The following is a 23,035-nucleotide window of genomic DNA, read 5'->3' as shown; positions in this document are numbered from 1 at the left end:
ACACAGAAGAGCTGTATGACCAAGAATAAAAACGTGTTGCGGTGGGGCCTGATTGGCGCCACCGTGCTTATTGTTTTGTACCTGCTCACCCTCATCGGGGATGACACCCGCGGCTACCAGCGGGTGGATACGTCGATCGCGATGGAGCAGCTGCAGAACAAGAACGCCAAGGAAGTTCAGATCGACGACCGCGAGCAGCGCGTCCGCATTGACCTGCGGGAGCCGATCAAGGTTGACGAGCGCGAGGGCGTCGAGCAGATCAGCGCGCAGTACCCGGCGCGTACCACGCCGGAGATTTTTGGCGCGGTGAAGGAAGCCGCCCCTGACAAGTACAAGACGAACGTGACGCAGGAGTCCTTCCTGATGTCGATGCTCGGCTTCATGCTGCCGATGGTGCTGATCTTCGGTCTGCTGTTCTTCTTCATGTACCGCATGCAGGCCGGCGGCGGCATGTTCGGGATTGGCTCGTCGAAGGCGAAGCAGCTGTCGAAGGACAATCCGACGAACACGTTCGCGGACGTCGCTGGTGCGGATGAGGCTGTCGATGAGCTGCAGGAGGTCGTGGACTTCCTCATCGACCCGAAGATTTACGAGTCGCTCGGCGCGAAGATTCCGCGCGGCGTACTGCTGTACGGTCCGCCCGGCACGGGTAAGACGCTGCTCGCCCGCGCGGTTGCGGGTGAGGCCGGGGTGCCGTTCTACACCATCTCCGGCTCCGACTTCGTCGAGATGTTCGTCGGCGTGGGCGCCTCGCGCGTGCGCGACCTGTTTAAGCAGGCGAGGGAGAACTCGCCCTGCATCATCTTTATCGACGAGATCGACGCTGTCGGCCGTCAGCGCGGCTCCGGTATGGGCGGCGGCCACGACGAGCGCGAGCAAACCCTCAACCAGTTGCTGGTGGAGATGGACGGCTTCGGCGACCGCGAGGGCATCATCCTGATCGCGGCGACGAACCGCCCGGACATCCTGGACCCGGCGCTGCTGCGCCCGGGCCGCTTCGACCGCCAGATCCCGGTGACCAACCCGGACATCGCGGGCCGCGCCCAGATTCTGAAGGTGCACGCGAAGGGCAAGCCGTTGTCCAAGGACGTCGACCTGGATGCGCTGGCGAAGCGCACCGCCGGTATGAGCGGTGCGGACCTGGCCAACGTGCTCAACGAGGCCGCGTTGCTCACCGCCCGCATCGGCGGCAACGTGATCACCCCGGACGCGCTGGAGGAGGCCACGGACCGCGTGATCGGCGGGCCGCGCCGCTCCTCGAAGGTGATTTCGGAGAAGGAGAAGAAGGTCACCGCCTACCACGAGGGTGGGCACACGCTCTCGGCGTGGGCGCTCAAAGACATCGAGCGCGTCTACAAGGTCACCATCCTCGCCCGCGGCCGCACCGGCGGGTTCGCCATGACGGCCGACGAGGACGACAAAGGCATGTACAACCGCGACGAGCTCTTCGCCCAGCTCGTCTTCGCCATGGGCGGGCGCTCCGCGGAGGAGCTCGTCTTCGGCGAGCCGACCACGGGTGCCTCCAACGACATCGAGCAGGCCACCAAGATTGCGCGCGCGATGGTCACCGAGTACGGCATGACCTCGGCGCTGGGCACGGTGAAGTACGGCCAGGCGCAGGGCGACGCCTTCTCCGGTATGGGGGCGGGCGCCAAGATGGAGTCCTCGCCGGAGGTTGCGGCCACGATCGATAGGGAGGTCCACAGGCTTATCGACGCCGCCCACGCCACCGCCTACGGCATCCTGGAGCAGTACCGCGACCAGCTCGACACCATGGTGTCCAAGCTGCTGGAGAAGGAAACGCTGCGCCGCCAGGACCTCGAAGCACTCCTCGAAGGCGTGGAGCCGCACCGTCCGGAGCTGCCGGCCTACGACATCCGCTTCGGCCGCCAGATCGGCCGCGAGCCCGTCAAGACTCCGGTTGAGCTGGCCGAAGAGCGTGGCGAGGAGCCACCGAAGCGCTTCTCCATCCTTGAGGCGTCGCGTGAGACGCGGGAGCGGCGTCGAAAAGAACGGGAGAAGGAGCACGGCGCTCCGCTGCCACCGCCGCCTGCGGGAGGTACCCCGACCTACGGCGGGCCGAAGCCGCCGAGCGACTGGACGTACCCGGGCGCGCCGAAGGCGAAACCTGAGCCCGCGCCAGCGCCTGAGCCTGCGCCGAAGCCTGAGCCGGATACGCACCCGGGCATGGACAACTACCGCCCGGACGAGGAGATCGGGTTCCGCCTGCCGGAGCACGAGCGGCCCGACCACCCGTCCGAGGAAGAAACCCAGCAGCTGCCACGACACAGGAGCAACGAGGATGACCAGTAAGTTCGACCGCGCCCGCGCCGAAGCCGCGGTGCGCGAACTCCTCATCGCCGTCGGCGAGGACCCAGACCGTGAGGGGCTGAGGGAAACCCCGGCGCGGGTCGCGAAGGCGTACGAGGAAGTGTTCGCGGGGCTGCACCAGGACCCGACCGAGGTACTCGAGAAGACGTTCGCGGAGGACTACCGCGAACTCGTGCTCGTGCGCGACATCCCGGTGTACTCCACGTGCGAGCACCACCTGGTGCCGTTCTTTGGCAAGGCGCACGTCGGCTACATCCCGGGCAAGGAGGGCAAGGTCACTGGGCTGTCGAAGCTGGCCCGCCTGGCCGATTTGTACGCGAAGCGGCCACAGGTGCAGGAGCGGTTGACGGCGCAGATTGCGGACGCGATCGTCGAGAAGCTGGGGGCTTCCGCCGTGATTGTGGTGCTGGAATGTGAGCACCTGTGCATGGCGATGCGGGGCATCCGCAAGCCTGGTGCCGTGACGACGACCTCCGCGGTGCGCGGTGGCTTCCAGAAGAACGCCGCCTCCCGCGCCGAGGTCCTGAGCCTGATAAGGAGCTAGGTATGGTTAGTGTGCAAGACCTCACTGCGCCGGGGCGCACGACGGTGATGGGCATCGTCAATGTCACGGAGGACTCCTTCTCGGATGGCGGGAAGTGGCTCGCAGTTGACGACGCCCTCTCGCACGCCCACGAGCTGGTCCGCCTGGGCGCGGACATCATTGACGTCGGCGCGGAGTCGACGAGGCCGGGCGCGACGCGCGTGCCCGCCGAGGTTGAAGCGGCGCGCGTGGTCCCGGTGATCCGGGCGCTGCACGAGGACGGCATTCGGACTTCCGTGGATACGATGCGCGCGGCCACCGCGGAGGCCGCCGCCGAGGCGGGCGTGGACCTCATCAACGACGTTTCCGGCGGGCTCGCGGACCCGGACATGTACGCCATGATGGCGCGCACGGACCTGCCGGTGTGCCTCATGCACTGGCGTGCCCAGCAGTTTGTGAACGCCTCCGGCGCCGCCGACCACGGCGGGGACGTGGTGGCCGACGTGCTCGGCGTCTTCGAGGAGCTGGTCGCCAACGCTACGGCGGCCGGGGTGCGGCCGGAGCAGATCACGCTGGACCCGGGCCTCGGCTTTGCCAAGACCCCGCAGGAGAACTGGCAGCTGCTCCAGGCCCTGCCAGCGCTCATGGACTGCGGCTACCCGCTGCTGGTGGGGGCCAGCCGTAAGCGCTTCCTCACCGGGGTGCGCGCCGCCCGCGGACTCGAGCACGGCCCGGTCGATGCGGACCCAGCCACCGCCGCCGTCACCGCCCTGTGCGCCCAGGCGGGCGCCTGGTGCGTGCGCGTGCACGAGGTGGCCGTTTCCCGCGACGCCGTGGACGTCGCCGCCGCGTGGAAGGCGGGCAACCTTGGCTGACCGCATTGAACTCAAAGGCCTGTCCGTCTACGCGCACCACGGCGTGCTGCCGCACGAGCGCGAGCACGGGCAGCGCTTCCTTTTGGACATCACCTGCTGGCTCGACTTCGCCGGCGCCGCCGCTTCTGACGACCTGACCCAGACGATGAACTACGCGGAGCTGGCCCAGCTGGCCAGCGACATCGCCTCGGGCACGCCGCGTCAGCTCATTGAGACGGTCGCGACCGAGATCGCGGAGGCCGCTATGGAGCGCTTCGATATTCTGCACGCGGTGGAGGTCACGCTGCACAAGCCACACGCGCCGATCCCGCTGCCATTCGAGGACGTCGCCGTGGTGGCGCGCCGCTCCCGCAAGCGGATGGGGGCCCGCTGATGCGCGCGGTGATTTCGGCAGGTTCGAACGTGGGGGCCTCGCGCGCCCACCTTGCGGCGGTTGCCGAAGAGTTTGACGCAGAACTCCTGGCAGCAAGCTCGATCTATGCCACCGCGCCCTGGGGTGGGGTGGAGCAGCCGGACTTTCTTAACCAGAGCTTCCTTATCGACGCCCCCTCCGGCCCGAACGCTCCACGTGCCCTCCTCGAGCGCTGCCAGCGCCTTGAGCAGGAGGCGAACCGCACCCGCGACGTGCGCTGGGGGCCGCGCACCCTGGACGTAGACATTGTCGACATCGAGGGCTACACCAGCGACGACCCTGAGCTGACGGTGCCGCACCCGCGCGCGCACCTGCGCGAGTTCGTGCTGGTTCCCTGGCTGGAAATCGACCCGGACGCCTCCCTGCACGGCCGCCCGGTGCGTGAGCTGCTCGCTGAGCTGGATCCGCAGGGGGTGCGCAAGCTGTGAAACGCACGCCGCTGGCCGGGGTTGTCGCCGCGTTCGGGTTCTGTACTGCCGCGGCGTTCATCGTCGTGCGTCGCCTGTTCGGCCTGCTTGAGTCGCTGAACATGGTGGTGCCGCTGAGCCTCTGGATCGTGGCCGCGGTCTGCTTCTACGTTGCGTTTATGGTGCGCAAGCGCCGCGAGGAGGGCAAAGTTGGTTTGGACCGCAGCCAGCTCAACCCGATGATGGCGGCGAACTTCATGCTGTTCGGCAAAGCCTGTACGTGGACAGGGGCGGTCAGCGGTGGACTGTACGCGGGGTGCCTGCTCTTCGTGCTTCCGCGGCTGCACGTACTGGCGGCGGCGACGCACGACGTGCCGCCCTTGGCGTCCGGAGCGCTGGGCGGTATCACGCTGGCAGTGGCCGGTGTGGTGCTGGAACGGGTGTGTGAGGTGTCGCCACCCTCAAGTGGAGAACAGGTTAGCTAAGGTAGTGGGCATGAAAAATACTTGGGTGATTGTTCCATTTGTGGCTGCGCTTGCAGGCACAGTGGTGATGTTGTTTACCAACTCCGCGAACATACTCAAGCTTTCGCTGATCCTGGCGCTGTGGGCGGCCGTCGCGGGCCTCATCGTGATCTACCGCCTGCGCCGCGACAACGAGGAGGCCACGCGCCTGCAGGAGGAGCGGGAGAAGACGTTCGCCGCCGAGCTCGAGGCTGCCCGCGCTGGCGCACCCTCGGGTGTCGACGCCCCCTCCGAGGAACTGCTGCACGACATCCAGGAGGAGCTGCGTTCTTTGCGCTCCACGATTGAGGAGATGAGCGGGCACGTCTTCGAGTACGAGCCCGCCGCCGTGCACGCCGCGGCGCGCCGGATCCAGGAGATCGAGTCCTTCACCCAGCCGACTTACGAGCCGTCCGACGACCGCCCAGCCGGGGCGCCGTCCTCCGACGCGATCGCCGGGCGCATCGGCAGCCAGCCGAGCCGGGAGACGCAAAACCCGTTGACGGCTCTGATCAGCGAGCACCAGGCGAAGCAGGAAGCCAAGCAACCAGAGCCGGAGCCAGCGCCTGAGCCTGAACCGGTTCCTGAGCCAGAACCAGAACCGGAACCGGCTCCTGAACCTGAGGCTGAGCACGGCCGCCACGAGCAGCCCACCGAAGTCATCCAAGCCGTGGAGACCCCACCCGAGCCGGAACCGCGCGCCGGGGGACGCCGCCGCCGTGACGCGGCGGGCCAGAACGCTGTTTCCGTCGCCGAGTTGCTGGCGCGTCGTAACAAATGAGCCCAACGCTGACCATCGCCGCCTGGCGCGGCCCCAGCGCGCTCAGTGAGCAGCTTGCGCGCGCCGGGCACCGCGTGACGTACCCGCGCGTGGCCGCGGACATCGCCCCCGCCGACCTGGTACTCCTCGAGGGCTCCGCTGACTTCATCGAACGCGCCGCCGCCGAGTGTGCGCCGTTCGTGCGCCCGAAGCAAATGTTCTGGCACACCAACCTGGACCACGGCGCCCAACTCCTCGACGAGGTGGAGGTCGCAGGGGCCGTCGTCATGTGCGCGCACAACATCGTGGACAACGTGTGGGTTACTTCCGCTGCCGACGAGCTGGGGGAGACCGTGATCGCGCTGGTGCTCGGGGAGCTCGGGCAGGTCGCCATGCCGATCACGGATGCGGACCGCCCACTGGTGGCCACCGCCCAGCATCTGCGCGCCTTGCAGCGCGTCGTCCAGGAAGACGCGCTTCGGCTGTTGCGGCAGGCCAATCCCAACTTCGAGGCGGTCGCTGACGCCTTCGACGGCGCCGAGCTGCCGCCGCTGCGCCCGCTCGACCGAGAGCCGGTTGGGGGAGAAGGGGTGCGTCGATTAGTAGAAGTATTGGAGCGCCGCGCGGCGCAGCAACGAGAGGAAGACCTGTGACCTTTGAACCTGGCAACGCGGTTGTCGTGCGTGACGAGCAGCTGCTGGCCACCTACGGGCGAGCGTTCCGCAAGATTGGCAAGACGATTGCGGTCGTGCCGCTGGGTGCCGACGTCCACGCCGGGCACATCGAGCTGATCCGGGCGGCGAAGTCGCTGCTCGGCGCGTACGTGTTCGTCACCTATTCGGGCGAGGAAGTACCAGAGACCTTCCGCAACGAGGGCGTCGACGTGGTCTTCCACGGCGAGCTGCGCACCGCCATTTCCGTACACACAGGGATGGAGCACCTCGACGACGCCGATGCCATGGCGCGCGACGTCGCCCGCATCCTCGCGGTGCTCAACGCCACCCACGCCACCGACCTGGTCATGGGGGAGAAGGACTTCGAACTGCTCGTGGCCACGCAGCTGGCCGTGGCTGGCCTGCGCATGGAGGTGAAGCTGCACAGCGTGCCCACCGTGCGCATGCCGAACGGGCTGGCGCTCTCGCTGCGCAACGAGCGCGTCGCCGAAGACGCCCACGACCAGGCGCTGGCCCTGTCCGCTGCCCTGACCGCCGGGGCACACGCCGCCGAGCACGGCGCCGAGACCGTCCTGGACACCGTGCGTGGCGTGCTCGAAGCCGCAGGGGTCGCTCCCGCCTACCTTGCCGTGCGCGATCTGGCCATGCGCGAGGCCCCTGCCCAGGGCGACGCCCGCCTGCTCGCCGCCATCGACCTGCCCGCCACCGACGGCGGCACGGTACGCCTCCACGACAACGTGGGTCTGCCGCTCGGCATCGGCTTCAAACACATCGAGGACTAGGACTGATACGGAGGAACGGCGAGTTATTCGCTACACTCTTTGGCATGCCTATAGACCTGATTGCTGGAATCCTGAACGAGCGCTTCGGCATGGACTTCACCCCGGAACAAGTCCAAGCCACAGGACGCACCGAAGACTCACAGCTCTTCGTCGCCAGCAATGATGCAGGCCAGGCCGTCGAAGTCGAGCTTTTCGACGCCGCCCAGCCCGAGGACCAACGCCGCGATATCGTCGGCCTGAACCGGGCGCTTGCCGCTTCGAACCACCCGGGTGCATTCCAGCCACGTAGCGCCGGCTACACCGACGACGGCCACCTCTATGTGCTCCGCGAGGCCCCCACCGGCGCCTCGCTGGCCCGCCTGATCGCCGACAAGCACGCCGACGGCGGCGTGTTCACCCCCGCCGAGGCCCGCGAACTGCTCATCGGCGTGGCGGAAGCCATCGACGACTACGACGCCCAGGGCCTCGGCGCGTTCGTCGCTCGCTCCGTGGACGCCTCCCGGATGCTCGTGCAGCCAGCCTGGTCGAGCGTCCCCGTCAAGCTCACGTTGGTCGGTCCGACGGTCACCGCCTCCGAGCACGCGGAGGAGCAGCACGCGGCGAACGTCGCAAGCTTTATCGAGCTCTTTAACTCCATGACCGGCCTCGACGTCGATGAAAACGCCGCGAAGGCCGCCACCGGCTGCGTCGGCTACCTCAACGCCGTCGCCGGCGAACCAGTCAACGAGTCTGAGGTATCCCCGGTCGCGCCGGGCGCTACCGACGGCTACCGTCAACCACCGCAGCCCTACCCATATGGGCCGACTGGCGAGTACGTCCGCCCGGAAGACGAGAAGAAGTTCAAGCTCTGGCCGTGGATCGCAGCCATCGTGGCGTTGCTGCTCATCGCTGCGGGCGCTATCTGGTATTGGATGGAGCACCGCGGTGAGGAATGGGTCGGCGTCGAAGCCGAGATCGCCGAGACCTACCCCGGCATCGTGTCCGACAAGGCCGGGCAGAAGGGCTGGCACGGCCTGATCTGCGAGTCCGCGACCCCGGACGAGGGCCAGGAAGGCAAGATTAGGTGCTCGGATGAGACGTTGGGGGTTTCCGTCGCAAAGTATGTGTCCTCTGATGCGCTCGATCGCGTCCTGCCGGACCCGAAGGAAGCCGTCGTGCTGGGCTCCGGCGAGTGCCTCATCTACGACTACCAGCTTCCCGACGCCACCCCGCCAGCCTTCGTGCTGACCCCGCGCACCGAGCGCGAGTACATGATTGTCATCAACGGCGACGACGCCGAGGCGCAGCGCCTCGACCTGCCTCTCTGTGCCCCAGTTGCTGACGAGGAGTAGCCTTAGCGGGCTATGAAATCAACGAACCCAGTACTGCTTATTGGAGTGCTGGTGGTCTCTGCGATGATGATGATCTTCAACGAGACCACCGTCGCTGTTGCCCTGCCCGCAATTATGGCGGATTTCGGCGTTCCCGCCGATACGGCCCAGTGGCTGATGACCGGCTTCCTGCTGACTATGTCCGTTGCGATCCCGGCCTCCGGCTTCGTCATCCAACGCCTGAGCACCCGCACCGTCTACTTTGCCTCGATGGCGTTATTCATCGTCGGCTGTGTCATGGCGGCCACCGCGCCCTCGTTCGCGGTGTTGCTCGCCGCGCGCGTGGTGCAGGCGCTCGGCACGGCGGCGATGTTGCCACTGCTCATGACGGTCACCGTCACGGTGGTCGCTCCGCAGCGCCGCGGCACGGTGATGGGGCTCAACGCGGTGGTGATGTCGGTCGCGCCCGCCCTCGGACCAACGCTCGCCGGCTTCGTGCTCGGCGCGTTTACCTGGCACCACATCTTCTGGGTGATGGTGCCGGTCCCCGCCGCCGCGGTGCTGCTCGCGGTGTTCGCCCTCCCGAACGTCGGCGAGCGCCACGACGCCCCACTCGACATCCTGTCGGTACTCCTTTCAGCACTCGCGTTCGGCGGCCTTGTCTACGGCTTATCGACGATCACCTCCCTGCTCACCGGCGCCTCCTGGAACCCTCTTGTGGCTCTGGTCATCGGCGCAGTCTTTCTCGCGCTGTTCGTGCGCAGGCAGCTGCGCCTGGCGCCAACCGGGCGCGCACTGCTTGACCTCAGCGTCTTTACCCATCGCAACTTCGCGTTCTCCGTCGTGGGTGTGTTCATCGCCTTCGGCATCCTGCTGGGCACCGTGAACATCCTGCCCGTCTACATGCAGGTCGGACTGGGGATTTCCACGGTGGCCACCGGCCTGATCCTGCTGCCCGGCGGCATCGCGCAGGGCATCGCGTCCCCAATCGCGGGGCGCTGCTACGACGCGTACGGGCCCCGGCCCTTGACCATCCCGGGTGCCGTGCTGATGCTGGCCTCCCAGTGGATCCTGGTCATGATCCTCGCCGACGACACCCCGCAGTGGCAGCTCGTCGCCGTGCTGATCCTGGTCAACGTAGCGATGTCCATGATCATGACCCCGCTGATGACCGTGTCGTTGTCCTCGCTGCCGTCGCAGCTCTACGCCCACGGGTCCGCGGCGCTCAACACGCTGCAGCAGCTCGGTGGAGCGGCCGGCACCGCGGTATTCATCGCCACGATGACGATGGGCACACAGGCCACCGGCAGTGCCTCCGACGGGACGGCGCGCGCCTTCATCGTTGGTGGCGTCGGCATGCTACTCGTCGTTGCGGCGGTGTGCTTCGTGGGAGCCAAGCCGAACACACGACTAATTGACCGAGGCTAACCCCAACCGACTAGGCTAAGTCAGCGTGAAGAATCAAACAACGCAGGACCTCTCCGAACAGCAACAGTTCCGTCGTGCGAAGCGCGAAAAGCTTCTCGCCGAAGGCCGCGACGCCTACCCAGTCGTCGTCGACCGCACAACCTCCTTGTACGAGCTGCGCCAGAAGTACCGCGCCGTGCCCGAAGGTGAGGGCGACGGCCAGTTCAACCTCGCGCCGGGCGAAGAAACCCAGGACGTCGTCGCCGTCGCGGGCCGCATTATGTTCCAGCGCAACACCGGCAAGCTGTGCTTCGCCACCCTCCAAGAGGGCGACGGCACCCAGCTGCAGGTCATGCTTTCCCTCGCGGAGGTAGGGGAGGAGGCACTCGCGTCCTGGAAGGCCGACACCGACCTCGGCGACATCGTCTCCGTCCGCGGCCGCGTCATCGCTTCCCGCCGCGGCGAGCTCTCCGTCCAGGCCCAGTCCTGGCACATGGCGTCCAAGGCACTGCGCCCACTTCCAGTCGCGTTTGCCGACATGAACGAGGAGCAGCGCGTCCGCCACCGCTACACCGACCTCATCATGCGCGAGGACGCCCGCAAGAACGCCATGACCCGCATCAAGGTCATCGCCGCTGTGCGTAAGTTCCTCACCGGCCACGACTTCGTCGAGGTCGAAACGCCGATGCTGCAGACCTTGCACGGCGGCGCCGCGGCCCGCCCGTTCATTACCCGCTCTAACGCGCTCGATATGGACCTCTACCTGCGCATCGCGCCAGAGCTCTACCTCAAGCGGTGCGTCGTCGGCGGCATCGACCGCGTCTTCGAGCTCAACCGCAACTTCCGCAACGAGGGCGTCGACTCCTCCCACTCGCCAGAGTTCACCATGCTCGAAACCTACCAAGCATGGGGCACCTACAAGGACGGCGCGAAGACCATGCAGGAACTCGTGCAGTTCTGCGCCAAGGAAGTCTTCGGCTCCACCACCGTCACCCTCGCCGACGGCACCGAGTACGACCTCGGCGGCGAGTGGAAAGTCATGGAGATGTACCCCTCCCTCAACGAGGCGCTGCAGGAGAAATTCCCAGGCCAGCCGGAAGTCACCATCGAATCCTCCGTGGAGGAACTCAAGGGCATCGCCGACGTCATCGGCCTGAAAGTGCCGAAGGATGAGGGCTGGCTACACGGCAAGCTCGTCGAGGAGATCTGGGAGCACCTCTGCTCCGACCAGCTCTACGAACCAACATTCGTGATCAACTTCCCAGTCGAGACGTCCCCACTGACCCGCGACCACCGCGAGCTGCCCGGCGTCACCGAGAAGTTCGACCTCTACGTCCGCGGCTTCGAGCTGGCCACCGGCTACTCCGAACTTGTCGACCCCGTCATCCAGCGCGAACGCTTCGAAGACCAAGCCCGCCTCGCCGCACACGGCGACGACGAAGCCATGGTCCTCGACGAGGACTTCCTCGCCGCCATGGAACAGGGCATGCCACCAACCGCCGGCTGCGGCATGGGCATCGACCGCCTGCTGATGGCCCTGACCGGCCTCGGCATCCGCGAAACCGTCCTCTTCCCACTGGTGAAGCCGGAGGCGTAGGGCTGGTTTCTTGTCGTTGAGCCCTGCCGGGCCCTCGGCCCCCTCTCGCACTTCCCCTCAGAAAAAGTTCCCGCGATTTCAGGAATAGCGGGAACTTTCTTCGTTGACAGCCGTCGCGACCTGGAGAAACGCGAGTGCCGGGCGACCAGAACCGGCCTCAAACGCAAAGAAGTTCCCGAGCGTGGGAACTTCTTCTCGTGCCTTGAATACAGAGGACCATAAGAATGTGCGACCCGTGTTGATGGGGGTTGACCCAAACACAGGTCCTCAGCCACGGAGCTGAGGACAACCGCCTGAAGTTTTACTTCAGTGGGATTCCATTGGCGTCGGTGTCGTAGCCTCCGCCGCCGACGAGGACCATGATCATCTCGATGACGCACCACACCCATAGTGCGAGGAAGATCGGGGTGGAAACGATCCAGCCGACGAACGGGATCAGGCTGAAGAGGCTGCCGGTCAGGAAGAGCCCCACTTTGGTGACGCCGCGGACGTTCTGCCCAAGGTAGAAGTTGCCGATACCAAACGACCCCAGGAAGAAGAACAACGCCGCCGCGAGGAACTTGTTCTTTTGGGGCACGGCGCGCCCGTAGGCCATCTGCATCTGCTGCATTTGGGGCGTTTGTGCAGGTGCGAACTGCTGCATCTGCGGTTGCCCGTACGGTGATCCCTGCCCGAACTGCCCAGCCTGCCCGAATTGCCCGTACTGCCCGAACCCCTGGAATTGGCTGGTTGGTTGCGAGATTGGGAGGCCATCTTTGTCGTACATGGGCTGCTGGTTGTTCATGTGCTTCCTCTATTCAAAGCAGTCGGGAAAGGATTATTCCGTAGTGTAGTTCATTCGTGTCCCTGTGTATCGGTATGATGCGCAGAGTTAGGCAGCAAAGTTAGTCAGCAGTGATGGGCGTAAGGCGATGCGATGGTGAAGCAGGTTTCGTTGTGGGTGTGGGTGCTCGTTGGTGTGCTCGCGGCTGCGAGTGGGCTCAGTGAGGTCTTTGGCAGTGCGGCGCGCGGTGAGTTGCTGGACGTCGGCGTGTTTCGCGACGCCGGCAACGCCCTGACCAGCGGCGCCGACCTGTATGACGATTTCCCGACGCGCAGCGGGTTCCGCTTCATCTACCCGCCGTTCGCGGCCTTACTGTTTGTGCCGCTGACGTGGATGCCTGAGCCAGTGATGGACGTGGTGTGGACGTTGGCGACGATGGCGTGCGTGGCGCTCATTTCGTGGTTGGCGCTGCGCAAGCTAGACGTGAAGGTCACGCCGCTGGTGCTGGTGGGGGTGATTGCGTGGTCCTTGGCGATTGATCCGCTGCAGGCGAATTTCTTCTTCGGCCAGATTAACGTGTTTTTGTTCGCGCTGGTCGTGGTGGATGTGCTGGGCTTGTTGCCGCGGCAGTTGCGCGGTGTCGGTGTGGGGATTGCGGCTGGGATTAAGATCACGCCGGCGGCGTTCGCGATTTTGTTCTTGGTGAAGAAAGATTGGGCGTCGGTGGCGCGTGCGGCCGGGACGTTCGTGGGCACGATTCTGATTGGTGTGCTGATGCGTCCGGCGGAGACCTGGTACTACTTCACCGACGAGTTCTTCAACACCGACCGCGGCGGCAACGCGATGTACCCGCCGAACCAGGCGCTGTCCGGCCTGTTCGCGCGTGCGGGGCTGGAGGCCCCGACCGGCGTCATCTTCTTGGTGTTCGCGCTGCTCACGGGCTTGGGTGCGTGGTACCTGCTGCGCCGGGGGTTGGACGTGCATGCGCTGTTCTTCGTCGCGCTGGGTATCAGCGTGGGGGGACCCTACGCGGTGTCGCACCACTTCTCCTGCGTGATGTTGGCGGTCCCGCTCATTTTCGCGGCGGTGCCGTCGGTGTGGAAGCTCGCGCACGTGCTCTACGTCGCGGTGCTGTTTGTGCCGTCGTATCAGCTCTACCCGGAGGTTGATGCCTACAGCTTCTCGACGCCCCTTTGGTACATGGGCAACTTGATCGGGTTGGCGTCGCTGGCGATGTGGGCAGCGCTGCTGCTGGAGCGTTGGTTCCCAGCTGAGAGCAAGCTTATTGCACACCAAAACGTTCCGGCATATAGTGGAACGTAATACCAACCACAGGGTTGTTACCTGCCGGGTTCGGCGGGGCAAGACCTGGGGCGTTTTCGCGTCCCGGGTCTTTTTTCATCCCTGGTTCTTTGAAGAAAAGGAGTGAACATGGCAACCAAGCAGGCCGGCTTGCAGGAGCAGGCGGCGGATATCCTTGCGGGGATTGGCGGTGCGGACAACATTGCGTCCTTTACGCACTGCGCGACCCGTTTGCGTTTTGAGCTCAACGACGCCTCCCTGGCTGACAAGGAGCGTCTTGAGGCGAACCCGAAGGTGATGGGTGCGGTGCCGCAGGGCGGGTCGCACTACCAGGTGATTGTTGGCGGGGACGTCGCGACGGTGTACAACGCGATGAACAACCTGCCTGAGATGCAGTCGCGTGGCAGCCAAAGCAACGATGACGTGAAGGCGGCCCAGCGCGCGAAAGCGCAGGGCAAGGTGCCGTGGATGGACGCGTTCTTCGAGTACCTCTCGGATTCCTTTAGGCCGATTCTGGGTGTGTTGCTTGGGGCGTCGTTAATTATTGCGTTTGCTGCAGTGATGGACGCCCTGGGATTTGTTGACTTCCGTGCGGAGGTCAAGACTCCGGGTTGGCAGTTCGTCGACGCGATGTGGCGCTCGGTGTTCTACTTCCTGCCGGTGATGGTTGCGTACAACGCGGGCAAGAAGCTCAACATTGAGCCGTGGGTGCCTGCCGCCGTCATCTTGGCGCTGTTCACCCCTGAGTTCATGGGGCTGGCGGACCACCCGGATGCCGTGACTGAGGTCAACAACCTGCTCGGCACTGAGGTCAGCCGCGTGACCGTGATGGGCTTGCCGATGGTGCTGCCTGACTACGGCGGCAACGTGTTTGTGCCGCTGATCATGGCGGTCGTGGCGGCCCTGGTGTACAAGGGTTTCCAGAAGATTATTCCGTCCGCGGTCCACATGGTGTTCGTGCCGTTCCTCACCCTGCTGGTGATGATCCCGGTCACCGCGATCGTGATTGGCCCGCTCGGCTACGCGCTCGGCGCATGGATTGGTGTTGGCCTGGCGTGGCTGAACGGCAACGCGCCGTTCGTGTTCGCCATCCTGATTCCGATGCTGTACCCGTTCCTGGTTCCGCTCGGCCTGCACTGGCCACTCAACGCCCTCATGCTGGTCAACATCCAGACCCTGGGCTACGACTTCATCCAGGGCCCAATGGGTGCTTGGAACTTCGCCTGCTTCGGTGCAACCGCGGCTGTGTTCGCGCTCTCTCTGCGCGATAAGGACCCGGTCATGCGCCAGACCTCCGGTTCGGCGCTGGCAGCTGGTCTGTTCGGTGGTATTTCGGAACCGTCCCTCTACGGCATCCACCTGCGCTACAAGAGGATCTACCCGCGCATGCTGGTGGGTTGCTTCACCGGTGGCCTGACCATCGCTATCCTGGGCACCCCGTTCGGTGGTGTGCAGACCAACGCGTTCGTGTTCACCTCGCTGCTGACCACCGTGGTCTTCAGCCCAATCTGGGTCTACGTCATCGCGATTGCGGTTGCGTTCTTTACCTCCTTCTTCGTCATCTACTTCACCGATTACCGCACCCCGGAAGAGCGTGAAGAAGCCCTGGCTCGCGCACGCGCGGCACAGGAAGAAAAGGAGCAGAAGGAAGCTCCGGCAGTTGCGGCAGCAACTCCGGCGGCTGCTGCCGCGCCAGCCGCCGCAGCAGCAGAGGCCGAGGCTGAGGCATCTGCGACCCCTGCAGCGGACACCCGCGAGGTCAACGCGCCGATCGCCGGCAAGGTTGTCCCGATGGATCAGATCCAGGACGCCGCGTTCGCATCCGGTGCGCTCGGCCAGGCGGTTGGTGTGTTGCCGGAAGGTGGCGTCGAGAAGGTCGTGGCGCCGGTTGCCGGCAAGGTGATCTCTGTCGCGAAGACGGGCCACGCCTACGGCATCAAGACTGACGACGGCGTCGAGGTTCTCGTCCACATCGGTATTGACACCGTCAAGCTGAAGGGCGAAGGGTTCACCCCGCTCGTGGAGAAGAAGCAGCGCGTCGAGATCGGCGACGCCCTTGCGGACGTCGACTTCGGCGCAATCGCAGGTCACGGCGTGGACACCACGGTGATTATGACCGTGGTCAACTCCAAGTCGCTGGCTGCTGTGGAAGATATCGCCACTGGTGAGGCCGTGGTCGGCCAGCCACTGTTGGGGGTAACCAAGTAGGGTCGAGTGCATGCAAATACTCCGCATCTTTAACAACAACGTCGTCCTGGCCCGTCGCGGGTCTGAGGACGTTGTGGTGACCGGTCGGGGCGTCGCCTTCGGGGCAAAGAAGGGCGACCTCATCGACGAGTCGAAGGTGCAGCGAGTATTTGTCCCGGCGGATGGTCGCGACCCGGACCACTCCGGCGAGATGATCGCTGGTTTTCCCGCCGAGGATGTCCACCGGGTGACTGCAGCGTTGGAGGCAGTTGGTGCCACGCCCGGCATCACGCTGGTCACCGCGGTGACGGACCACATTATTAATGCGTTAGAGCGCGCCTCGCGGGGCGAGAACATCGCGTACCCGCTGCGCGCCGAGGTCCAGTACCTTTACCCAGCAGAGTACGAGCAAGGCGAGCGCCTGCTGGAGCGCATCAACGAACTTTTCGACGCCACCCTGCCCGCCACCGAAGCCACCGCGCTTGCGATGCACCTGGTCAACGCCGGATTCAACACTGGCGATCTGGCGCATACGTACCGGATGACGGGGCTCATTCAGCAGATGATGCAGATCATTGCGGCTGAGTTTGGGGTGGAGTTCGAAGCTGCGTCGATAAATGTGGCCCGGTTCATTACTCACATTCGTTATCTTTTTGTTCGTCTTGAGCAGGGGAAACAACTCGAGCGCGGAAATTCTCCGCTGGCGCGTGAGTTGACGCGCAGTTACCCGCGGGAAGTTGAGTGCGCCCGAAAAGTGGCCGCTGTTGTGGAGCTTCGCTTCGATACAGCGTTGACAGAAGATGAAATTGCGTACCTTGCTCTGCACATTGCGCGCCTCAGCGCGTACCATCAAATGTAATACCATTAGCTTGATTGCTGAAAGGACACACTCATGACTGACCGCACCGTCTTGTATGGGATCGGGGTTTCCTCAGGTACCGCCTCTGGCCCGGTCGCAGTTGTTACACCCGCCGTTGGTATCGACGAGCACGAACAACCATGCACCGACCCAGACGCTGACGGCGAGCGTGTCGTTGCGGTCCTGGAAGAGGTCTCCGCGTCCCTGACGGCGCGTGCAGCGCACGCGAACTCCGAAACGTCCAAGGCTGTCCTTGAGGCAACTGCTGCCTTGGCGAAGGACCGTGGCCTGGTGCGCGGCATTAAGAAGGAGCTGAAGAAGGGCAGCGGCGTGACCAAGGCGGTCCACGACGCGGTGGAGGCCTACGCGGCGAAGTTCCGCAAGCTCGGCGGCTACATGGCTGAGCGCGTTACCGACCTGTACGACATCCGCGACCGCACCACCGCGCGCCTGCGCGGGCTGCCGGAGCCGGGCGTTCCAGCGCTGACCGAGCCGTCCGTGCTCGTCGCGAACGACCTTGCGCCTGCTGAGACGGCGACGCTGGACCCCGAGTTGGTCCTCGGCATCGTGACGGAGGCTGGCGGTGCGACCTCGCACACGGCGATTCTCGCCGCGCAGCTCGGGATTCCGGCAGCAGTGCAGGTCAAGGGCATTAGCGAAGCGCTTGTCGACGCCCCAGCGATCGCTCTCGACGGCGGCGTCGGTGAAGTGATCGTCTCTCCGAACGAGTCGGACGTCGCCGAGCTCGAGGAGCGCTCCCGCCGCCGCGCCGCAGCCCTGGCGGGCTCCTCCGGCGAGGGTGCCACCCGCGACGGCTACCGCGTGAAGCTGCTGGCCAACATCGGCACCGCGGACGACGCCGCGAAGGCTTCCGGCTACGACCTGGAAGGCTCCGGCCTGTTCCGTACCGAGTTCCTCTTCCTGGATCGCGACTCCGCCCCGAGTGTCGACGAGCAGACCGAAACCTACACCAAGGTGTTGCGCGCATTCGGTGACCGCCGCGTCGTCGTGCGCACCCTGGACGCCGGCGCCGACAAGCCGCTATCCTTCGCCGACCTCGGCGAGGAGGAGAACCCGGCGCTGGGACGTCGTGGCCTGCGCCTGTCGATGGCCCGCGAAGACCTCCTCGACGACCAGCTCAAGGCGCTGGCCGCCGCACACAAGACCGTCCCGGAGGCCGAGCTGTGGGTCATGGCCCCAATGGTGGCCACGGTAGAGGAGACCCGCTGGTTCACCGAGCGCGCACGCGCCCACGGCCTGCCGAAGGTCGGCGTGATGGTAGAGACCCCAGCGGCCGCAATCCGCTCCTCCCACATCCTGGACATCGCCGACTTCGCATCCATCGGCACCAATGACCTGTCGCAGTACACCATGGCCGCCGACCGCATGGAGGGCGAGCTCGCAGAGCTGCTCACTCCGTGGCAGCCGGCAACGCTGGCCATGATCCGCGAGACCTGCCGCGGCGGCGAAGCCACCGGCAAGTCCATCGGCGTCTGCGGCGAGGCAGGCGGCGACCCACTCATGGCGCTCGTCCTCGTCGGCCTGGGCGTGAGCTCCCTGTCCATGGCGCCGGGCAAGGTGAACGCGGTGCGCGCCGCACTGCGCCTGCACGACCGCGACACTTGTCGCCAGATGGCCAACTTTGCCGTCGACGCCCCGACTGCGAAGGAGGCACGCGAGAACGTGCTCAAGATCGCGGATCCGGTGCTGCGCGACTTGCTCTAAACTGCCCGGTTGGGGCCGGAGAAGGCGTCGAAAAGCCTCTGTTCGCTACGAGCGAACATCCGGTCTGAGCTGGTGCGATGGCCCCTGAAGCCATGAAATGACGCCCTCGGCGGGACGATGTGTCCGTCGGGGGCGTTATGGTTGGTGACAACTCTTTAAAAACCATTATTAGTAAGGGGTCAGCCAGTTGTTTGAGAGGTTTACCGATAGGGCCCGCCGCGTCATCGTCTTAGCCCAGGAGGAGGCGCGCGAGCTGAACCATAACTTCATGGGTACCGAGCACATCCTGCTCGGCCTTATCAAGGAGGGCGAAGGCGTCGCAGCAAAGGCGCTCGAGTCCATGGGTATCAATCTTGACGACGTCCGCTCCGAAGTCATCGAGATCATCGGGCATGGCACGCAGCCGGTCACTGACCAGATCCCATTTACCCCGCGCGCCAAGAAGGTGCTGGAGCTCTCGCTGCGCGAGGGCCTGCAGATGGGGCACAAGTACATCGGCACCGAGTTCCTGCTGCTCGGCCTCATCCGCGAGGGTGATGGCGTCGCAGCCCAGGTACTGATCAAACTTGGCGCCGATCTGCCGCGCGTGCGCCAGCAGGTGATCCAGCTGCTCTCCGGCTACGAGGGCGGCGAAGCGCAGAACCCGGAGACCCCGCAGGGCGGCGGACCGGGCTTCGCAGGCGCCGGACAGGGCCCCGGCATCATGGGCGGGCCACGCCCAGGCCAGCAGGGCGAGCGTTCCAACTCGCTCGTGCTCGACCAGTTCGGCCGCAACCTCACCGCCGCAGCCCGCGAGGGCAAGCTCGACCCAGTGGTCGGCCGCGACAAGGAAATCGAGCGCATCATGCAGGTGCTCTCGCGCCGCACCAAGAACAACCCAGTGCTTATTGGTGAGCCGGGCGTCGGCAAGACTGCCGTCGTGGAGGGCCTCGCGCTCGACATCGCGAACGGCAACGTCCCCGAAACGCTGAAGGACAAGCAGGTCTACTCCCTGGACCTCGGCTCCCTGGTTGCCGGTTCGCGCTACCGCGGTGACTTCGAGGAACGCCTGAAGAAGGTCCTCAAGGAGATCAACCAGCGCGGCGACATCATCCTGTTCATCGACGAGATCCACACCCTCGTCGGCGCCGGCGCTGCCGAAGGCGCCATCGACGCAGCCTCGCTGCTCAAGCCGAAGCTGGCACGTGGCGAACTCCAGACCATCGGCGCGACCACGCTCGACGAATACCGCAAGCACATCGAGAAGGACGCCGCCCTCGAGCGCCGCTTCCAGCCCGTCCAGGTCGACGAGCCCTCCGTCGAGGACACCGTCACCATCCTGCGCGGCCTGCGCGACCGCTACGAGGCGCACCACCGCGTCTCCTACACCGACGACGCCCTCAAGGCCGCCGCCACCCTGGCGGACCGCTACATCAACGACCGCTTCCTGCCGGACAAGGCCGTCGACCTCCTCGACGAGGCAGGCGCCCGCATGCGCATCAAGCGCATGACCGCCCCTTCCGAACTCCGCGAAGTCGACGAGCGTATCGCCGACGTCCGCCGCGAGAAGGAAGCGGCCATCGACGCCCAGGACTTCGAGAAGGCAGCGGGCCTGCGCGACACCGAACGCAAGCTCGGCGAAGAGCGCAAGGAGAAGGAAAAGAAGTGGCGCTCCGACGACCTCGAGGAAATCGCCGAGGTCGGCGAAGACCAGATTGCCGACGTGCTCGCGCACTGGACCGGCATCCCCGTGTTCAAGCTCACCGAGTCCGAGTCCTCGCGCCTGCTCAACATGGAGGCCGAGCTGCACAAGCGCATCATCGGCCAGGACGAAGCTGTCCGCGCCCTGTCGCGCTCCATCCGACGCACCCGCGCCGGGCTCAAGGACCCGAAGCGCCCATCCGGCTCCTTCATCTTCGCCGGCCCGTCCGGTGTCGGTAAGACGGAGCTGTCCAAGGCGCTTGCCGAGTTCCTCTTCGGCGACGAAGACTCCCTCATCCAGGTCGACATGGGCGAGTTCCACGACCGCTTCACCGCCTCCCGACTCTTCGGCGCCCCTCCGGGATACGTCGGCTACGAGGAAGGCGGCCAGCTCACCGAGAAGGTGCGCCGCAAGCCGTTCTCCGTGGTCCTCTTCGACGAGATCGAGAAGGCACACAAGGAGATTTACAACACGCTGCTCCAAGTCCTCGAAGAAGGCCACGTCACCGACGGCCAGGGACGCATGGTGGACTTCAAGAACACCGTGCTCATCTTCACCTCCAACCTGGGCACCGGCGACATCTCCAAGCCAGTCGGCCTCGGCTTCACCGGCAGCACCGCCACCGACGCCGACGCCCAGTACGAGCGCATGAAGAACAAGGTCCACGACGAGCTGAAGAAGCACTTCCGACCAGAGTTCCTCAACCGCATTGACGAAATCGTCGTCTTCCGCCAGCTGTCCCAGGAAGAAATCGTGCAGATGGTGGACCTGCTCATCAGCCGGGTGGACACCAACCTGGCTGCGCAGGACATGGGCATCGAGCTCACCGAGAAGGCCAAGAACCTCCTGGCCATCCGCGGCTTCGACCCAGTCCTCGGCGCGCGCCCACTGCGTCGCACCATCCAGCGCGAGATCGAAGACATGCTCTCGGAGAAGATCCTGTTCGGCGAGATCGGCGCCGGCGAGATCATCACCGTCGACGTCGAAGGCTGGGATGGGGACATCGAAGCCGCCCGCAACACCCGCGGCAAGGCTGCGCCGGAGGCAACCTTCACCTTCACCCCGCGCCCACGCCCGCTGCCAGCGGAAACGTTCGGCGAGGACGCTGCGTCCGAGGAACCTGAGGAGCAGGCCGTTCGGGACATCGCCCCTTCGGAGGGCACCCCTGAGACCGAGGCCTCCCAGTTCCCAGATGAGCGCACAGAGTCCGGCCCTGAGCCTGACTCTGGCTCGGACTCCGATGGTCGGGGCTCTGAACCGGTCTAATCAGTAGGTTGGAAAGCCGCACCCTGGTGGTGCGGCTTTCTTGTTGCCTTCTCCAGGTGTCTTTGGAACTGGGCTAGTGACAAAAGACGCAAAGCTATATATCTAGCACTTTTTTGAACTGCGGGAATGTAAGGTGTGCGTTTTGAGATTGCGTCTTTTGTCACTCACCTCCATCCAGAGGCACCAAATTCCATCACGGGCGATCGGCGACCAGGGGAAATGCAAAACGCGCTCCAGAAATCATGGAATTAGGTGTGCCCAGACCAAGGCCGGGTTCGGCAGGCCGGAGCCGACCAGCCAGGTGCCCAAACCTACAGCGCTGAGCACAGCGAAGATGCCGAACAGGATGGCGTTCGCCACTGGCCCGGTGTACTGGTAGTTCGAGGCGGTGTTGATGGAGGAATCGTCGGGGATGTTGCAGGTCGGGGTGAAGGCTGGACCATTTGGGTCGAACCGTTCATCGAGCCAGGTGATGACGTTGGAAGTCTCGAGGACGATCGGTAGGGCGTGGCCGGCCCCGGCGAGGTTGGCGAAGGGGGTGGCGGAGGACCCGGAGGCAAGCGGCATGGACCGGGTGCCCGGGATGCCGACGCTGCGGTACTCGACGGGTGAGCCGAGTGCACAGTAGTCCCGCGCGAGCTGGGTCGCCTGTGGGGCGGGGACCATGTCGTCATCGGGGTTGGTGAGCACCAGGGTCGGGACTTTAGTGGGGACGCGGCCGAGCTTGTTCTGTTCCAGGCGGGCACGCAGCACGGGGTTGTCGTGGGCGAGTTCGGCCAGGTTAACGCCGCGTTTCGTGTAGGCCTTGAACTCTTTGGGGGCGATGCGCATTGCGTCGAAAAGGCAGGCTTTCGACAATGCGTCGAGGGTGCGGACGCCTTCTTCGTTGAGTTCGGCGTAGAGCGCTTCGCGGAAGTCGGGGTAGGTGGAGGAGTAGGAGACGGCGGCGAAACCGGCGACTGGGGTGATCAGGGTCCCGCGGGACTGTTCGAGCACGGCCAGCGGGTCGACGGGTGGGGCGCCGACGAAGGCGGCGACGACGTTGAGCTCGGGGGCGTAGTCGGCGACAAGCTCGGCTGCTGCGGCGGATGCGCCGCCGCCTTGGGAATAGCCCCAGAAGGCGACTTTTTCACCGTCGTGGGCGGCGTAGCGGGCGGCGTCGATGACGGCGTGGCCTTGGTCGACGCGGTTGAGATACGTGTGCGTACCTGGGGTGCCGAGCCCGACGTAGTCGGTGACGATGACGCGGTAGCCGGCGTCGACAAGCATGTGGGCCATTGGGCGCTCGTAGTCGACGCTGAAGGAGGGCCCAGAGTCGGAGGACATGAGCGAGGTGTTCTTGCTGGGTGCGCAGTGGTCGGCCATGCCACGGGTGCCGGGCGCGATGACGACGAGCCCTTTCGCGTTGTCCCTGTCGTAGAGGGTGGCGGTGACTGGCGCGCGTGTGCCGGACTCGGTGGTGGTTGCGTAGCGCACGACTTTCGGCGCGGGGCGGAAGGCGGATTTGATGGCGGAGGAGCCCACCTCGGCGACGGAGCTCAGCGGGTCGAGTGAGCTAGCGGCGGCGGAGGGGGCAAGTGGGGCGGCGAGTGCGAGGGCGCACACGGCGGAGATCACAGGGCGATGCAGCATGATGAAAAATACTAATCGACGCCACTTCGCAGCACACAG

Annotated in this window: 19 protein-coding genes; 17 read left to right on the top strand and 2 right to left on the bottom strand. The window is 65.3% G+C overall.

Annotation, left to right across the window (positions count from 1 at the left end):
- The first annotated feature begins 15 nt into the window (after nucleotides 1–15).
- From ftsH to lysS, 12 genes are read left to right on the top strand one after another with little or no spacing between them, the layout of a single operon-like run.
- Nucleotides 16–2,313 carry an ATP-dependent zinc metalloprotease FtsH gene (ftsH, locus tag BJP08_RS06395; protein ID WP_071568823.1) on the top strand — a complete coding sequence of 766 codons (2,298 nt, stop codon included), beginning with the start codon at nucleotides 16–18 and terminating at the stop codon, nucleotides 2,311–2,313.
- On the top strand, nucleotides 2,303–2,875 hold the full coding sequence (folE, locus tag BJP08_RS06390) for a GTP cyclohydrolase I FolE (protein WP_071568822.1): 573 nt from the start codon (nucleotides 2,303–2,305) through the stop codon (nucleotides 2,873–2,875). Before ftsH ends, folE begins: the two co-directional genes overlap by 11 nt.
- A gap of 2 nt (nucleotides 2,876–2,877) precedes the next feature.
- Complete coding sequence (folP, locus tag BJP08_RS06385) at nucleotides 2,878–3,729, top strand: dihydropteroate synthase (protein WP_071568821.1); 852 nt, start codon at nucleotides 2,878–2,880, stop codon at nucleotides 3,727–3,729.
- Nucleotides 3,722–4,102, top strand: coding sequence for a dihydroneopterin aldolase (gene folB, locus BJP08_RS06380; RefSeq protein WP_071568820.1), 381 nt, complete (start codon nucleotides 3,722–3,724; stop codon nucleotides 4,100–4,102). The genes folP and folB overlap by 8 nt, the downstream gene beginning before the upstream one ends.
- Nucleotides 4,102–4,569 carry a 2-amino-4-hydroxy-6-hydroxymethyldihydropteridine diphosphokinase gene (folK, locus tag BJP08_RS06375; protein WP_071568819.1) on the top strand — a complete coding sequence of 156 codons (468 nt, stop codon included), beginning with the start codon at nucleotides 4,102–4,104 and terminating at the stop codon, nucleotides 4,567–4,569. The genes folB and folK overlap by 1 nt, the downstream gene beginning before the upstream one ends.
- The gene (locus BJP08_RS06370) at nucleotides 4,566–5,033 is read left to right on the top strand and encodes a DUF3180 domain-containing protein (protein ID WP_071568818.1); all 468 of its coding nucleotides are present in this window, start codon (nucleotides 4,566–4,568) and stop codon (nucleotides 5,031–5,033) included. Before folK ends, BJP08_RS06370 begins: the two co-directional genes overlap by 4 nt.
- 10 nt (nucleotides 5,034–5,043) lie before the next feature.
- On the top strand, nucleotides 5,044–5,832 hold the full coding sequence (locus BJP08_RS11610; protein WP_177221723.1) for a DUF6779 domain-containing protein: 789 nt from the start codon (nucleotides 5,044–5,046) through the stop codon (nucleotides 5,830–5,832).
- The gene (locus BJP08_RS06355; protein ID WP_071568815.1) at nucleotides 5,829–6,464 is read left to right on the top strand and encodes a hypothetical protein; all 636 of its coding nucleotides are present in this window, start codon (nucleotides 5,829–5,831) and stop codon (nucleotides 6,462–6,464) included. Before BJP08_RS11610 ends, BJP08_RS06355 begins: the two co-directional genes overlap by 4 nt.
- Complete coding sequence (locus BJP08_RS06350) at nucleotides 6,461–7,267, top strand: pantoate--beta-alanine ligase (RefSeq protein WP_071568814.1); 807 nt, start codon at nucleotides 6,461–6,463, stop codon at nucleotides 7,265–7,267. The genes BJP08_RS06355 and BJP08_RS06350 overlap by 4 nt, the downstream gene beginning before the upstream one ends.
- A 44-nt stretch (nucleotides 7,268–7,311) precedes the next feature.
- Nucleotides 7,312–8,598, top strand: coding sequence for a hypothetical protein (locus BJP08_RS11190; protein WP_083428446.1), 1,287 nt, complete (start codon nucleotides 7,312–7,314; stop codon nucleotides 8,596–8,598).
- Between the two features lie 12 nt (nucleotides 8,599–8,610).
- A complete protein-coding gene (locus tag BJP08_RS06345) occupies nucleotides 8,611–10,005 on the top strand; it encodes a DHA2 family efflux MFS transporter permease subunit (protein WP_083428445.1) in 1,395 nt (464 codons plus the stop codon).
- A 25-nt stretch (nucleotides 10,006–10,030) separates the two neighbouring features.
- A complete protein-coding gene (lysS, locus tag BJP08_RS06340) occupies nucleotides 10,031–11,581 on the top strand; it encodes a lysine--tRNA ligase (protein WP_071568813.1) in 1,551 nt (516 codons plus the stop codon).
- A gap of 301 nt (nucleotides 11,582–11,882) precedes the next feature.
- On the opposite strand, the gene BJP08_RS06335 is transcribed toward lysS, so the two are convergent.
- Entirely contained in the window at nucleotides 11,883–12,365 is a 483-nt protein-coding gene (locus BJP08_RS06335; RefSeq protein ID WP_071568812.1) for an NINE protein, read from the bottom strand.
- 132 nt (nucleotides 12,366–12,497) lie between these two features.
- On the opposite strand from BJP08_RS06335, the gene BJP08_RS06330 reads away from it, so the two are divergent.
- The 5 genes from BJP08_RS06330 (at nucleotide 12,498) to BJP08_RS06310 (ending at nucleotide 21,364) form a co-directional block, all read left to right on the top strand.
- Nucleotides 12,498–13,667 carry a glycosyltransferase 87 family protein gene (locus tag BJP08_RS06330; protein WP_071568811.1) on the top strand — a complete coding sequence of 390 codons (1,170 nt, stop codon included), beginning with the start codon at nucleotides 12,498–12,500 and terminating at the stop codon, nucleotides 13,665–13,667.
- Between the two features lie 108 nt (nucleotides 13,668–13,775).
- The gene (locus BJP08_RS06325; RefSeq protein WP_071568810.1) at nucleotides 13,776–15,854 is read left to right on the top strand and encodes a glucose PTS transporter subunit IIA; all 2,079 of its coding nucleotides are present in this window, start codon (nucleotides 13,776–13,778) and stop codon (nucleotides 15,852–15,854) included.
- A 10-nt stretch (nucleotides 15,855–15,864) separates the two neighbouring features.
- Nucleotides 15,865–16,692, top strand: a complete 828-nt coding sequence (locus BJP08_RS06320) for a PRD domain-containing protein (RefSeq protein ID WP_071568809.1) — start codon at nucleotides 15,865–15,867, stop codon at nucleotides 16,690–16,692.
- 33 nt (nucleotides 16,693–16,725) lie between these two features.
- On the top strand, nucleotides 16,726–18,417 hold the full coding sequence (ptsP, locus tag BJP08_RS06315) for a phosphoenolpyruvate--protein phosphotransferase (RefSeq protein WP_071568808.1): 1,692 nt from the start codon (nucleotides 16,726–16,728) through the stop codon (nucleotides 18,415–18,417).
- A gap of 187 nt (nucleotides 18,418–18,604) precedes the next feature.
- Complete coding sequence (locus BJP08_RS06310) at nucleotides 18,605–21,364, top strand: ATP-dependent Clp protease ATP-binding subunit (RefSeq protein WP_071568807.1); 2,760 nt, start codon at nucleotides 18,605–18,607, stop codon at nucleotides 21,362–21,364.
- Nucleotides 21,365–21,604: 240 nt separating this feature from the next.
- On the opposite strand, the gene BJP08_RS06305 is transcribed toward BJP08_RS06310, so the two are convergent.
- Nucleotides 21,605–22,996, bottom strand: a complete 1,392-nt coding sequence (locus BJP08_RS06305) for a lipase family protein (protein ID WP_071568806.1) — start codon at nucleotides 22,994–22,996, stop codon at nucleotides 21,605–21,607.
- Nucleotides 22,997–23,035 lie beyond the last annotated feature (39 nt).

Source organism: Corynebacterium sp. NML140438 (assembly GCF_001875725.1).
Taxonomy (GTDB): Bacteria; Actinomycetota; Actinomycetes; order Mycobacteriales; family Mycobacteriaceae; genus Corynebacterium.
This window is presented reverse-complemented; position numbering and strand designations above follow the sequence as displayed.